The following is a 14,492-nucleotide window of genomic DNA, read 5'->3' as shown; positions in this document are numbered from 1 at the left end:
GAGACGGTTTCGCTCTTGACTGTCGACCGATCGGTCGGTAATCGTAGACCGAACGGTCGGTCAAATGGCGCACGCCCAAGTTGTTGAAGTCACCCCGCGTGACAAAATTCTGGAAGCCGCCGAGCATTTGTTTGCTCGGCGCGGCTTTGCCGGCGTGGGACTGAGTGAGGTCGCCGAAGCGGCGGGGCTCAGCAAGTCGTCGCTGTTCCATCACTTCAAGAGCAAGGTCGATCTCTACGCCGCGGTAGTCGGACGCATCCTCGACCACATCGACCTGCGCATGACGCGCGCGCTGGCGGCCGGCGGCGATCCGCTCACGCGTATCGATCGCTGGCTCGACACGTTGGTCGATTTCCTTGGTGAGAGTCCCTCGCACGCGCGCTTGCTGTTGCGTTCGCTGTTCGAGGACGACGACCTCACCGGCACCAGCGAAGAAGAGCAGCACGTCGATGCCACCACCAAGCGTTTGCTCGCCACCGCGGGCGATCTGTTGCGCGAAGGCATGGCGGCGGGTCACTTGCGCGCCGCCAACATCGGCCACACCTTGCAGAGTCTGATCGGCTTGACCATCTATCACTTCGCATCCGGGCAGCTCGGCGAGGATCTGCTCGGCCGCTCGCAGTTCACGCCGATTGAGATCAAGCGACGCAAACAAGAAGTCAAAGCGCTGCTCCGCCACGGCTTGGCCAGTGGCCGCGCTCATTCTGATCACGAGGAGGATTGAACCGAATGACGAACAAAATTCTACCCGATCACCGGCGCGCCTTTGGCGAGTTTGCCGTCGTCGACTTCGTCGACGAACAGGAAGTCGCCAAGCTGCGCAGCAAGCTCGACGTCGACGTGCCGCTCGATCTCCATTGGACCTGGGAGTACGGCAGCGAAGTCGAGGAGCTGCGCAACCTCTACGAGCGCGGCAAGAAGGGCCAGTGGAACGCCGAGACCGACATCGACTGGTCGATGCCGTTCCCGCGCAACGAGTGGTTCATGCCACAGATGGGCGCGCTGATGTTGCCGTCGATCCTCACCACCATGGGTGTCGACGAAACCACCTGCCGCGAGTCAGCCTGGGATGAGTTCGCGCACCTGATCTCGCAACTGCTCCACGGCGAGCAGGCGGCGATGCAGCTGTGCGGCCAGCTCACCAACGCCTGCCCTTTGATGGATCAGAAGTTCTACGCCGGGTCGCAGGTGATCGACGAAGTACGTCACGTGGAAGTGCTCTCCAAGTTTCTGCACCGTAAAATGGGCACGCTGCACCCGATCGATCCGACGCTCAAGATCCTGCTCGACATGCTGCTCGAAGCGCCGACGTGGAAGCTCAAGACGCTCGGCATGCAGACACTGTTCGAGGGCATGGCGGTCGGTATCTTCGACACCATCTCGAAAGCCACCACCAACCCGCTGCTGAAGGACATCATCCGCCGCGTCCAACTCGACGAGTCGCGCCACGCCGCCTTCGGCATCCTTTGCATGCGCCAGGTGGTGAAGGACTGCACACCCGAAGAGCTGCGCGAGATGGAGGACTTTGCGTTCGCGATCCTCGAAGCGCTCAACGCCAATCAGCAACTCGACATGCTGCGGCTGCTCGGGCCGAAGTACGGACTCGATCCCGACAACGTCGTGCAGAGCACGCTGGCGATGCCGGAATGGCCGGCGCTCAACAGCGAGATCTTCATGCACACGGTGATGCCGAACCTGTTTCGCCTCGGCCTGATCACCGAACGCACCGAGCCCGAGTACCGCCGCATCGGCATGATCCACGGCGACCGGTTCGAGGCGCAGTCGGAACTTTCCATCGCCAGCTAGTTTCCCTCCGCAACACCCGCGGGAGCCGGCATCCCCCCTCCGCCGGCTCCCGCGGTCTTCACGCGAAGTCTACCTCAAGCAAGCATCAGTCGTTTCAAACTCGACCGCATCCCTGATAACCTCCGCGCTGTGGAATCGAGTCCGGCACGGATCCTAACGGCAATCTCAACAGCGACGGCGCGCGATCGCATCTTGATCTCGGCGCGTCACGGAAAGGGGACCGCCATGTCTGAGTCCGGCGACAAGATCGCGGCCCTGCTCGACACCGCCCGGGTGTTCGAGGAGATCGGTGTCACCTGCGCGCTGATCGGCGGCGTCGCCGTCGGCATTCACTCAGGCGTGCCGCGGGCCACCGCCGACACCGATATCGCGGTGCTGTCAACGGCTGACCAAATCGCGCTGCGTTAAGCACTCATCGCCGCCGGCTTTCAATTTAGAGGAGACTTCCGTCACAGTCTGAACTTCCGGCACCGCAGCGGCGAGCCAGTTCAGATCGTGTTTGACGCCGCGTTCGATCCGATGATCGAACGGGCCGAACGATTCCAAGTCGGGGCGATCTCGATTCCCATCGTGCGCAAAGCGGACCTGATTGCGATGAAGGAACGCGCCGCCGCCGACCCCGCACAGCGGCGGAGCAAGGCACTCCGCGACCAAGCCGACGCCGAACTGCTCCGCGGCGATGTCCCCGATCCGGACGAAGGGTGGTAGCACCAAGTCCGCCCCGGTCGAGTGGTCAGTGCCAGCTGTCAGCGATTGTCCAGGCTCGCCGGGCCGGCCCCGAAATAGGCGATGAGCAGCGCCGCGCCGAGGAGTGCGAGGTTCTTCATGAACATGGCTTGCTGCGTGTGGATCAACAGCGGTTCCTTGACGGTCCAGAACGCATGCATCATGGCGGTGACCGGAACCAAGAAGGCCACCAGCAACCACGCGCCGATCCTGGTCTGATAGCCGACGAGGATGCTCACCCCGCCGAGCGCCGACATCACGCCGGATACCGGGACCAGCAGGCCCGCCAATGGGACCCCAAGCTCGGCAGCGTGGGCGATGCCCTCGCCAGTGAAGTGCCGCGGAGCGGCCGCAATAAAGATCGCAGCAAACAAGATCCGTCCAGCCAACACCAGGTAGCTCATCGATCCATCCTCCCTTCGACGGCCGGGGTAGAGCGCCGACCGCTAATGATATATCTATCATCAGTGTTCGACGAATACAATGAAGGAACAAACCCCCTGCTGTTGTGACGATTCAGCAAACTCGCCAAGTCGGCAGGCCGGGGAGTACTTTGGAGTGAGGGAGACATCGTGCTATCGAAGCGCGGTGCTCGTGGTGTCCGATTCCGGTAGCTTTCCACATAGTGAGCAGTCTCTAGCCGTGCGACGTATGCCATCGGGAGCCGATCGTGCAGTGAGTGTTGGTGTGGCTGGCCTCCCACAATGAGCGACCGTCCAAGCTCAACGAACTCCCGGCCACAGAATGCGATGGCCGCCGTTCGAGTTGCGTGGGCGGCTTCCGACGACGGGCCGATCCGGAGCAGCCCGTGGTTGGTGCTGGGCGCATCGGTGGCGGTCGGGCTGGTTTCGGCCCTGTTTGCACTACCACACGCCCTCTCGGCTTGGTGGCTGTCGCCCGACGCGATTGAACACCTCGCGATTGCCAACGCCTGGCGTCACGGCTCCGGGTTTGTCGACCCGGTGCAGTGGAACTATTTTCTGCAAGATCACTTCGCCCCTCTTCCGGCCTTTGCGGAACGTGCGCCCGTCGTGCCCGTCCTCTTCGCACTGGCGTTTGAATTCGGCGCAACGGTCTCGAATATCTCGCCGCTACACGCGATCTGGGCCAGCACAATCATCGCGCTGACGGTGCCTGCGGCATGTCAGTTCATGCGTTTGCCGGCCGCCACCGCCACCGCCCTGCTGATCGGGCTCTCGCCCGGATGGATTTTGTTGGCACGATACCCGTGGACCGAGTGTACCGCCTTCGGCGCCTATTTGCTCATACTCGTCAGCGCACGGGGAGTGATGCGTTCAGCATCCGGCGCAATCCTGTGCGCACTGGCGACTGAGCTCGCGTGGGCGACCCGACCGAACTTGGAGGCAATAGCGGTGGCGGTGATCGTCGCGGCGGTGTGGGAAGTTGGCTGGCGGCGCAGTGTGCGGCACGCCGGGCTGTGGATCTATGCCCTCGCCCTCATCGCGCTTCACCTCTCCATCGGAATCCTCGTGAAAAGCATCACCGGCTTGGCGCCGTACGCCGGCTACGCCGTCGGAGAAGTCTTGCGCGACACCGACGCATTTCATTACCGGATGGAGTACCTTGGCCCGTTGACCTTCGTCCGCACTCACGCAAGCGAGCTCCTCCCGAGCATGAAGGTCGGCTTCGATATCCTCTGTCAGAAGCTCTACGGAGATGGAACGTTCCACCATCTGGGTTGGCTGTTGCTTCCGGCGCTGCCGTACGCACTGGCAAGCCGCCGCGCTGGGTCATTCGAGCAGCGCATCAATGCGTTTTCCGCGCTCGGCCTGTCGGTCGTCGTAGTCGCCGTTGGGCTGCAGTCCTTCGACGCCAACCGCTATCCGCTTTTCGGCGCCACCGGCGCAGCGCTGTGCGGGATGGCCATGATCGACGATCTCGCCCTACTCGCCGGGGAGTACTTCCGCGGCATACTGGGGCGAGCGACGGTCACGCTCTTCGCGCTCTTGCCGCTTGTGGGCGCTGTGTTGTTGATTTGCTTCACGACGGCGAGCCAAAGTCTCCAGGATTCGCGTGCCGCTTGGCAAAGCTACCAACAAAGGGGAACCGTGGAGTTCATCGATTGGGGACTCAATGGGTCGACCCAACAGTTTTGTCGGCATATGGATAGAGATGCCATCGTCGCGGGGGCCAACCCTTGGAGCTATACGTTTTGGTGCGGAAATGCGGCGTTGTTCCTGCCGATTGATCTGGGCACGGTCGAGTGGCAGCAGCGCTTCATCCGCGAGCGGCATCCCCGCTACTTCATTTCTGACGGTGGGTACTTTTACTACTGGCTGCAACACTCCAAGCTGCTGACAGAGGTCGCGCGGTTTGACAGGTTCACGCTCTACAAGGTTCGCGGCCACGGATCAGAGACCGATCCCTGGCAAGCGCCGCCTCCGGTGGCCTGCGCCGGGAAAGATTCAGACTGCACTGAACAACTGGGCCGGTGACCAAGACGGCTAAGCATCTGCGACCCCGCGACACCAAGAGCTGCGGCATGCAGGTCTTCTTCCCCCATCGAACGGTGGGATGGCCTACTCGGCAGGCACGGAGACTCTGCCAATATCACTCTGCCTGTTTGCGCAGGAACGCGGGGATGTCATAGGTACCTTCATCTTCTTCCGAGATCGTGAAGCCGGGGACTTGTTCGACGCGGGCGTCGTGTTTGTCGAGTGCCTTCGGACGCTGCCAGGTCGGCGAGTCCATGTCGTCGATGATGGTGCCCATGTGGACCACCCGGCGCGGAGCGCTCGACGCCGCAACGCGCGGCGCCGGACGCGACGGCTCCGCCACGCGACTCTGGGTACGGCTTGCCGGAACCGTCGGCGCGATCGGTTCGCGGTGGACCTCGCGCGCACCGTGGCCGTTCGCAGGCATTGGGGTCGCGGTCGGGGCCGGCCGCGCCTGCACCGCAGCACCGTCGAAGCCGGTAGCGATCACCGTGATGCGGATCTCGTCGCCCATGGTCTCATCGATCACCGCACCGAAGATGATGTTGGCATCTTCGTGCGCCTCTTCCTGAATCAGCGTCGCCGCTTCGTTGACTTCGTGTAGCGACAACGTCGGGCTGCCGGTGATGTTGATCAGTACGCCGCGTGCGCCTTGAATCGACACATCTTCCAGCAGCGGGCTCGCCACCGCCTTCTGCGCCGCTTCGACCGCGCGCGTCTCGCCGGTCGCTACACCGCAGCCCATCATCGCCATGCCCATCTCGGCCATGATCGTCCGTACATCGGCGAAGTCGAGGTTGATCAGTCCGTGGACCGTAATGAGATCCGAGATACCGCGCACCGCCTGCAGCAACACGTCGTCGGCCTTCTTGAAAGTTTCCAGCAGCGAGGTGTTGCGCGCGGCGACGGCGAGCAGGCGCTGATTGGGAATAGCGATCAAGGTATCGACGGCTTCCTTGAGTCGCTCGATCCCTTCGGTGGCCTGACGCATCCGTTTCTTACCTTCGAACTGAAACGGCTTGGTGACCACGCCGACCGTCAGGGCGCCGAGCTCTTTGGCGATGCGCGCCACCACCGGCGCACCACCGGTGCCGGTGCCGCCACCCATGCCGGCGGTGATGAACACCATGTCGGCCCCGGCGAGCACTTCGCGCATGCGCTCCGCGTCTTCGAGCGCGGCCTCGCGACCGATGTCTGGGTTCGCACCGGCGCCGAGGCCCTTCGTCAGTTGCTCACCGAGTTGTACTTTGACTGGCGCGAGGCTGGCTCGCAGCGCTTGCATGTCGGTGTTGCAGGTAATGAACTCCACACCCGGCAGGCCCGACGCGATCATGGTGTTGACCGCGTTGCCGCCCCCGCCCCCGATGCCGACCACTTTAATCGATGCGCCCACCGCCTCACGTCCTGCCAACTCAATCATCACCAACCCTCCTTGCCCCGCGGGTCCCCATAGCACATGGAGTGCGGCCCGACACGAAAAAAAATGCCCTCAGAAGAACTCTTTGATCCATCCGACCATGCGCTGGCGGACCTTGCCAAAGCCGCGCAGCTCCTCGGCCACCGGCGCCGCCGTATCGCGCGGCTTGGCGCCGTAGAGCACCAGACCGACCGCCGTCGCGAACAGCGGCCCGCCGGCATCCGCCGGCGCGCTACCGCCGTTGCCGCTAGCGCTTGGATTGTTGATCGGCACGCCGAGACGTGCCGGCATCTGGAACACTTGCTCGGCCAGCGCACCGGCGCCGTCCACCATGGCGCCGCCACCGGTCAGCACAATGCCCGAGGTCAACGCGTCCTCGTAGCCGCAGCGCACGATCTGCCGATGCGCGAGCGTGAAGATCTCCTCCAAGCGCGGCTCGATGATCTCGGCCAACGTTTGGCGCTCCAGAACGCGCGGCGTGCGACCGCCGACGCTGGCGACTTCCACCGCTTGGCCGATCTTCGCCAAGCGGATCAGCGCACAGCCATGCCGCTGCTTGAGCAGTTCGGCTTCGCGAAACGGCGTCCGCAAGCCCGCCGCGATGTCGCTGGTGACATGATTGCCGCCGAGACCTAGCACCGCGCTGTGTTTGAGCGCGCCCTGGCTGAAGATCAGCACGTTGGTCGTTCCCGCGCCGACTTCCACCAGCGCGACACCCAGTTCGCGCTCCTCCATGGTCAATACCGCTTCGGCAGCAGCTAGCGGCGCGAACACCAGATCGGCGACGTGCAGACCGCTGCGCTGGCAGCACTTGACGACATTCTGCGCCGAGGCAATCGCGGTCGTGACTACGTGCACCCTGGTCTCCAGCCGCACGCCCGACATCCCGAACGGTTCCTTGATGCCGTCCTGCCCGTCGACGACGTACTCCTGCGCGAGCACATGCAAGATGTCGCGATCGAGCGGTAACGCCACCGCCCGCGCGGCATCGACCACGCGCGCCACGTCGCCAGATGCGACCTCGCGATTTTTCACCGCGACGACCCCATGGCTGTTGAACGACTTGATGTGCGTGCCGCCAATGCCGGCGAAGACGCTGTGGATCTGGCAACTCGCCATCACCTCGGCTTCCTTCACCGCCCGCTCGATCGCTTGCACCGTCGCATCGATGTTAACGACCATTCCCTTGCGCAGACCCGCGCACGGCGCGCTGCCGACACCGGTCACCGTGACCGCCCCGTCATGTACTTCGCCGACGACCGCCGCCACCTTGGCCGTGCCGATGTCGAGCCCGACCAGCAGTTCCCCCTGCGTGTCCCCCCGCTTGGCCATCGTTCAGGTCCGCACTCCCGCTTTGGCGCCGCCGCGCGGGACGAGCGGACTTCCCGGCTGTTTCTGCTTGCCGACTTTGGGTGCCGCAGGTTGCTCGCGCAAGCGCACGATCACTTGATTGGGAAAGCTGGCGTCGAACAACGCCACGCGCGCTTCCTGCCCCTCCCACACCGCCAGCACCCGCGAAGTACGCGTGAGCTTGCCGCGCCAATTGCCCCAACCGAGCACGATCGGCACCGAGCGCCGCAGCGGAACGATGGTGACACCGCGCCGCGCGTCGACGTTGACCTCGGACAGGCCTGCGCCGCAGCCTTCGCGCCGACACAACCTCACCAGCCGGACGGCGCGGCGCAACAGCACCGCGTCGCTGTTGTCGACGGCGCTCGCGCGCAGTCCGGTAATCAACGGCAGGTCACGGCTGTCGCTGTCGTCGAGGCGGTTCATCACCCGTCCGCTGCGATCGACGAAGTACAGATCGTCGAGCACCGCGATGGCAACCGGCGTGCGTTCGCGTACCACGATCACCAAGCGGCTCGGAAAGTCACGGCGGACCTGCGCGTCGCGTAGGTCCGGATGTTCGCGCAAGCGCGCGCGTACCTGCGACGGGTCGGCGTCCCAGATACTCATGCCCGGCCGCAGATCCCCCCAGCGCAGAAGATCCTCGCGGCTGAGATGACTGTTGCCACGCACGCTGACTTCGGTGAGCGTAAAATAGTGATGATGACTAGCAGCGGTCCACACGCGCGGCACCATCCAACACACCGAGGCCATCAACGCGAGCGCAGCACTCACCAGGACACAAGGGAGCGCCAAGCGCCGCCACGGCACGCGCGAGCGCTTGCCAAACATCTTGCGGCGCCGGCGCTTCATGCGCTCGTCCCCCAATCGCCGACCAACTTCACTTCGGGTTGCAGTGTTACCTGGTGTTGCTGTTGCACACCCGCGACGATCTCGGCCATCAACGCACGGACGTCGGCGGCGGTCGCGCCACCGGCGTTGACGATGAAGTTCGCGTGCTGCTCCGACACCATCGCGCCGCCGACCCGACGACCTTTGAAGCCGGCGGCCTCGATCAATCGGCCGGCATACTGTCCCGGCGGATTCTTGAAGATCGAGCCGGCGTTCGGGTACCCGAGCGGCTGGTGCGTTTCGCGCCGGCGTTTGTACTCCAGCTTGCGCGTTCGCACCGCCTCGGCATCGCCGGGCAGCAACCGCAGCGCGAGGTGGGTGACAACGAAGCCACGCGGCAAATCAAAGTGGCGATAGCCGAACCGGAGCACCTCGCGCGGCAATCGTTGCGGGCCGCGCTCGGCATCGACGCCTTCGATGGCTTCGATCACCTGCGCGATCTCGCCGCCGAATGCGCCGGCGTTCATCAGCAACCCCCCACCGAGTGAGCCCGGGATACCTTCGGCAAACTCGAGGCCGGCGAGCGCACGGTGCACCGCTTCGGTCACCAACTTCTTGAACGGCGCCGCCGCGCCGGCGTACACGTGCGTGCCCGCACCGTTGGGATGCCACTCGATCTGCGCGAACGTACGTCCGAGCTTCATCACGATGCCGCGTACGCCGCGATCGCTCACCAGCAGATTGGTGCCGCCCCCCAATACGAACAGCGGCGCCGCGGCGCGGTGGGCCGCGCTCAGCACCTGCTGCACTTCCGCCACGCTGTCGACTTCCACCCACACATCGGCAGGGCCACCAATACGAAACGAAGTGTGGCGGCTGAGCGGTTCGCCGGCACGGGCACGCGCGCCAAAGACTTCGCGCAGGGAGTTGAGAAGCGCTTCGGTCACTGCATCGTCCACGCGTGCGGTGAGCCGGTGAGCGCGCGCACCAACTCTTCGCCGGCTTGATAGATATCGCCGGCGCCCAGCATCAGCACGAGATCGCCGGGGCGCACGCGCGCCTGCAGCTCCGGCACCACCTGATCGCGCTGCGGAACGTAGCTAGCTTCGATGTGGCCACGACGGCGCAGCGCCCAGTACAACACTTCGCTCGTCACGCCCTCGATGGGCGCCTCGCCGGCGGCGTAGATTTCGGTCAGCACCAATTCATCCGCGGCGTCGAAGGCGTCGAGGAAGTCACCGAACAGATCGCGCGTACGGGTAAAGCGGTGCGGTTGGAAGACGACGACCAAGCGGCGCCCGAATCCTTCCCGCGCCGCCGCGATGGTGGCGCGAATTTCTTCCGGATGATGACCGTAGTCGCTGACGACCAGCACCCCGCCGGCCTCGCCACACACCTCGAAGCGGCGATGAATGCCGCCGAACTCGGCCAAGGCGTCGCGGATCGCGCCAAGCGACACGTCGAGCTCCATGGCCACGGCGGTCGCCGCGAGCGCGTTGAGGGCGTGATGCCGGCCCGGCATGCGCACCGCCAGTTCGCCCAACGACTCGCCGTGAGCAACCACCTCGAAGCTGGTCGTCATGCCGGTCACCGAGAGGTTGCGCGCAACGAAGTCGGCTTCCTCGGTGGTTCCGTACGTGATCACGCGCTTGCGCATCTGCGGCAACAACGCGCGCACGGTGACATGGTCGAGGCACACCACCGCCGCGCCGTAAAACGGAACGCGATTGGCGAACTCCAGATACGCCGCCTTCACGCGATCCATGTCGCCGTAGTAGTCGAGGTGTTCGGGGTCGATGTTGGTGATCACCGCGATCGTCGGCGACAGGAGCAAGAACGTCCCGTCGCTTTCGTCGGCCTCGACGACCATCAGCTCGCCCTGCCCAAGGCGCGCGTTGCTGCCCAGGCTGTGCACCCGGCCACCGATCACCACGGTCGGGTCGAGGTCGGCGCGGCGCAAGATTGCGGCGATCAACGACGTGGTGGTGGTCTTGCCGTGCGTGCCGGCAACCGCGATGCCCCACTTCAAGCGCATCAGCTCGGCGAGCATTTCAGCGCGCGGAATCACCGGGATCTTCAACTCGCGCGCGCGCACGACTTCGGGGTTGGAGAATTTCACCGCCGACGAGATCACCACCACATTGACATCTGGCGGCACGGCCGCAGCCGAGTGGCCGATGGTGATGCGCGCGCCAAGCTGCGTGAGTCGCCGCGTCGTGTCGCTCTCGCCGATGTCGGAACCCGTAACCTGGTGCCCGAGGGTGAGCAGCACCTCGGCGATTCCGCTCATGCCGATGCCGCCAATGCCGACGAAGTGAACGCGCCGTGGCTCGGTGAACAACTTAGGCATGCCTGGCCTCCTGAGCGATCACTTCGCGGCAGACTGCAAGCACGCGTTCGGCCGCATCCGGAACCGCGAGTTGCCGTGCCGCGCTCGCCATCGCTTGGCGCCGCGCCGGATCGGCGGCAAGGGCGCTGACGCGTTCGGCGACGAGCGCGCCGGTGAGGTCGCGATCGAGAATCATCTCGGCCGCTCCGCGACGCACCAGCACCTCGGCATTGGCGCGCTGCTCATCGTCGGCGGCGAATGGATACGGAATCAGGATCGCCGGCTTGCCGAGCGTCGTCAGCTCAGCCACCGTCGTGGCGCCGGAGCGACACACGACGAGATCGGCGCGCTCGTACGCAGCGCCCATGTCGTCGATGAACGCCGAGACGTCCGCCTCCACACCGGCCTCGGCGTAGCGCGCGCGAACCAATTCGAGATCAGCCGTGCCGGTCTGATGAACCACGTGGAGTTGCGGAACCCGCTGCGACAACGCTGCGGCCGCGTCGGTCATCGCGAGATTCAGATGATGCGCGCCTTGGCTGCCACCGAAGATGAAGAGCGTGAAGCCGACGCGGGGCGTCACCTCGGAAGAGCGCAGCGTCCGAACTGGGTTGCCGGTGAGGGTCGCGCGGCCGGCGGGAAAGAACGTCACCGCGTCGGCGAAGGCGATGCACACGCGATTAGCCAAACGTGCGAGACGGCGGTTGGTCAACCCAGGGTGCGCGTTCTGCTCCAGCAATACGCGCGGGATCCGCCGCAGCCACGCGGCCAACACCATCGGTGCGGACGCGTAGCCACCGACTCCAACCACCACCTCGGGGCGGAACTGACCGAGGACCCTCCATGCTCGCAGCAGCGACACCGGCAACCGCCACGCGACATCCAGCACGCCACGCCAGCCGTGACCACGCAATCCGCGCATCGGCAACGCGATAAAGTTGAACGGTGTCGACGGGATCACCCGAGCCTCGATGCCGTAGCGGCTGCCGACAAACCACACCGTATCGCCCGCGGCGTCCGCGGCTTGGGCCACTGCCAATCCCGGGAAGAGATGCCCGCCCGTCCCGCCGCCGGCCACGATCATGCGCATCCTCAACCAGTCTGCCGCGACAGCGCGGCCAACAAGCCGACTTGGACGAGCGCCACCATCATGGCGGAACCGCCACTGCTCAAAAATGGAAGGGCCAAGCCTTTGGTAGGAAGCAGTCCCAACACCACCCCCACGTTCACCACCGCTTCGAGCAATAGCACCAAAGTCAGCCCGAATGCCAGTAAGCTTCCGAACCGATCGGGGTGTCGCAAGGCGACCCGGAAGCCGCGCATGCCGAGCAGCCCGAACAGCGCGAGTACCAGCAGAACCCCGAACAATCCGAGCTCCTCACCCACAAGGGCAAAGATGAAGTCGGTGTGCGCCTCAGGCAGGAAGAAGAGCTTCTGTTTGCTCTGGCCCAGCCCGACGCCCGTGACGCCGCCCGAACCAAACGCGATCAACGATTGCACGAGTTGGAAAGCGATGTCCTTGCTGTACTTCCACGGATCGAGGAACGCCATGATGCGCCGCATGCGGTAGCCGGCGTGCATGATGGTGAAGGTGGCCAGCAGAATCCCAGGCACGGCAAGCGCCAGCAGGTGCAGCACGCGCGCGCCACCGGCAAACAACATCGCCATCAGCAACAAGCCGAGGATCGCCGCCGTCCCGAAGTCCGGCTGCACCACGATGAGCGCCATGCACACGCCAACGACGATCAAGTGCGGAAGAATGCCCATCGTGAACGAGGCCATCTTCTCGCCGCGGCGCGCAATCGATTGCGCGAGATAAATCGCCAGCGCAATCTTCACCCACTCCGAGGGCTGGATCGAAAAACCGCCGATCCCGATCCATCGACGCGCCCCCCCGCGCACCAGGCCCACGTGCGGAATCAACACGAGAGCCAGCGAGATGATCCCGAGCAGCAAGAGGACATGAGCACTCCGCTCGAGTAGCTCGATGCGGATCTTCGACACCGCGACGGCGAGCGTTCCACCCATCACGATCGAGAGCAGGTGTTTGCGAAAATACAGATATGGATCGCCGCTGCGATCGAGCGCGTAGAAGTAGCTCGCGTTGAACACCAACACGATGCCGAGCCCGACCAGACCAGCCACTGCAATCAGCAACCACCAGTCGGGCCGGTGCAAGCGTGGCATCACCACGCGCCGCTGCAGCGTACGCCAGCCTGGCAGCGCGAGCGTGCTCACAACGCCTCCACCAGCTCGCGGAAGCGCCGTCCCCGCGCCGTGTAGTCGGTGAATTCATCGAAGCTGGCACAGCCCGGCGACAACAGCACCGTGTCACCGGGCCGCGCGGTTGTCGCCGCGGCCGCCACGGCGTCGGTCAAGCTCGCCACCTCGACCATCGGCGCCGCACCGGAAATCTGCGCCGCAATCGTCACGCCCGCCTTGCCGAACAGCACCACTTGCTTCGCCCGCTTGGCGAGCAACGGGCGCAGGACGGAGAAGTCGCTGCCCTTGTCGTAACCGCCGAGCAGGAGAATCACGTTGCCGGCGAAGCTTTCGAGCGATTTGATCACGGCGCCGACGTTGGTGCCCTTCGAGTCGTCGAAATAACGCACACCGGCGCGCTCGCGCACGAGTTGCAAGCGGTGCAGCAAACCTTCGGCCTGTTCCAGCACGCGCTGAATCGCATCGGCAGGCACACCCCAGAGCGATGCAGCAGTCACCGCCGCGAGCATGTTCTCGCGGTTGTGAGCGCCCTGCAGTTTCACACCGGCGAGGGCGAACCGACGTGCGTGCGGATCCGGTCCCCAGTAGACGAGGTCGTCACCATCGACAAAGGCGCCAAACTCAACCGGCTCGCGGCCAAACGAAACGCAGTTGGCTCGGGTGCGCAGCCGCTGCTCCCAGACCCAAGGATCGTCGCGGTTCAGCACCGCAAGATCATCGGATTGTTGGCGCGCCAACAACGCCGCCTTCGCCATCGCATACTCGGCTACCGTAGGGTACCGATCGAGATGATCAGGCGTGAGATTGAGCAGCACTCCAATGCGTGGCCGAAAAGTCTGCACCCACTCGAGTTGGAAACTGGAGATCTCCGCAACGGCGGCGCGATACGCAGGGGCATCGACTTGCACGGCGTCGATCAGCGGAGTGCCAAGATTGCCGCCAACGAAGATCGGACCACCGCTCGCCTTCAGCATCTCGCCCAGCAACGTGGTGGTCGTGCTCTTCCCGTTGGTGCCGGTAATCGCCAGCAGCGGGCACGGCAGAAATCGATAGGCGAGTTCGATCTCACTCATCACCGCGATGCCGCGCGCCACCGCGCGTTGCAGCAGCAGGTGTGTGCGCGCGACGCCGGGGCTCGGCACCACGAGATCGATGCTTCGTAGCAGCACCTCGCCGCCGTCGTCGACAACACACTCGACCTTTGGCGGCAGCGTCAACTGCGCCAGCATGGCGGCGTTGCGCTCGATCACGCGTACGATGGCACCGCGATCGATCAGGAACCGCGCGGTCGCCTGCCCGGTTCGACCGCCTCCGATCACGACCACGCGTTGGCCGGCGAGGTTCATCCGTGCGC

General features: G+C 64.7%; 14 protein-coding genes. 5 read left to right on the top strand and 9 right to left on the bottom strand.

Features of this window, described 5'->3' with window-relative positions; genetic code table 11:
- Positions 1-64 precede the first annotated feature (64 nt).
- From HYR72_13250 to HYR72_13235, 4 genes are all read left to right on the top strand, one after another.
- The gene (locus tag HYR72_13250; GenBank protein MBI1815939.1) at positions 65-724 is read left to right on the top strand and encodes a TetR/AcrR family transcriptional regulator; all 660 of its coding nucleotides are present in this window, start codon (positions 65-67) and stop codon (positions 722-724) included.
- Between the two features lie 5 nt (positions 725-729).
- Positions 730-1,806: a hypothetical protein gene (locus HYR72_13245; GenBank protein MBI1815938.1), complete on the top strand. Its 1,077-nt coding sequence runs from the start codon at positions 730-732 to the stop codon at positions 1,804-1,806.
- A 225-nt stretch (positions 1,807-2,031) separates the two neighbouring features.
- Positions 2,032-2,214, top strand: coding sequence for a hypothetical protein (locus HYR72_13240; GenBank protein ID MBI1815937.1), 183 nt, complete (start codon positions 2,032-2,034; stop codon positions 2,212-2,214).
- Positions 2,215-2,301: 87 nt separating this feature from the next.
- Entirely contained in the window at positions 2,302-2,514 is a 213-nt protein-coding gene (locus HYR72_13235) for a hypothetical protein (GenBank protein MBI1815936.1), read from the top strand.
- Positions 2,515-2,552: 38 nt separating this feature from the next.
- On the opposite strand, the gene HYR72_13230 is transcribed toward HYR72_13235, so the two are convergent.
- On the bottom strand, positions 2,553-2,936 hold the full coding sequence (locus tag HYR72_13230; protein MBI1815935.1) for a DoxX family protein: 384 nt from the start codon (positions 2,934-2,936) through the stop codon (positions 2,553-2,555).
- 345 nt (positions 2,937-3,281) lie between these two features.
- Here HYR72_13230 and HYR72_13225 point away from each other — a divergent pair, with 345 nt between their 5' ends.
- Positions 3,282-4,988 (top strand): hypothetical protein, encoded by a 1,707-nt coding sequence (locus HYR72_13225; GenBank protein MBI1815934.1) that lies wholly within the window; start codon positions 3,282-3,284, stop codon positions 4,986-4,988.
- A 115-nt stretch (positions 4,989-5,103) separates the two neighbouring features.
- Here HYR72_13225 and ftsZ read toward each other — a convergent pair whose 3' ends face one another.
- The 8 genes from ftsZ to murD form a co-directional block, all read right to left on the bottom strand.
- Positions 5,104-6,408, bottom strand: coding sequence for a cell division protein FtsZ (gene ftsZ / locus HYR72_13220; protein MBI1815933.1), 1,305 nt, complete (start codon positions 6,406-6,408; stop codon positions 5,104-5,106).
- A gap of 69 nt (positions 6,409-6,477) precedes the next feature.
- Positions 6,478-7,737, bottom strand: coding sequence for a cell division protein FtsA (gene ftsA / locus HYR72_13215; GenBank protein ID MBI1815932.1), 1,260 nt, complete (start codon positions 7,735-7,737; stop codon positions 6,478-6,480).
- Positions 7,738-7,740: 3 nt separating this feature from the next.
- A complete protein-coding gene (locus tag HYR72_13210) occupies positions 7,741-8,607 on the bottom strand; it encodes an FtsQ-type POTRA domain-containing protein (GenBank protein ID MBI1815931.1) in 867 nt (288 codons plus the stop codon).
- The gene (murB, locus tag HYR72_13205) at positions 8,604-9,533 is read right to left on the bottom strand and encodes a UDP-N-acetylmuramate dehydrogenase (protein MBI1815930.1); all 930 of its coding nucleotides are present in this window, start codon (positions 9,531-9,533) and stop codon (positions 8,604-8,606) included. Before murB ends, HYR72_13210 begins: the two co-directional genes overlap by 4 nt.
- The gene (locus HYR72_13200) at positions 9,530-10,927 is read right to left on the bottom strand and encodes a UDP-N-acetylmuramate--L-alanine ligase (GenBank protein ID MBI1815929.1); all 1,398 of its coding nucleotides are present in this window, start codon (positions 10,925-10,927) and stop codon (positions 9,530-9,532) included. Before HYR72_13200 ends, murB begins: the two co-directional genes overlap by 4 nt.
- A 1-nt stretch (position 10,928) precedes the next feature.
- Entirely contained in the window at positions 10,929-11,999 is a 1,071-nt protein-coding gene (gene murG / locus HYR72_13195) for an undecaprenyldiphospho-muramoylpentapeptide beta-N-acetylglucosaminyltransferase (protein MBI1815928.1), read from the bottom strand.
- Positions 12,000-12,007: 8 nt separating this feature from the next.
- Complete coding sequence (gene ftsW, locus HYR72_13190; protein ID MBI1815927.1) at positions 12,008-13,153, bottom strand: putative lipid II flippase FtsW; 1,146 nt, start codon at positions 13,151-13,153, stop codon at positions 12,008-12,010.
- Positions 13,150-14,484: a UDP-N-acetylmuramoyl-L-alanine--D-glutamate ligase gene (gene murD, locus HYR72_13185; protein ID MBI1815926.1), complete on the bottom strand. Its 1,335-nt coding sequence runs from the start codon at positions 14,482-14,484 to the stop codon at positions 13,150-13,152. The genes ftsW and murD overlap by 4 nt, the downstream gene beginning before the upstream one ends.
- Positions 14,485-14,492 lie beyond the last annotated feature (8 nt).

It is taken from the genome of Deltaproteobacteria bacterium (genome assembly GCA_016178705.1).
GTDB lineage: Bacteria > Desulfobacterota > Binatia > HRBIN30 > JACQVA1 > JACOST01.
This window is presented reverse-complemented; position numbering and strand designations above follow the sequence as displayed.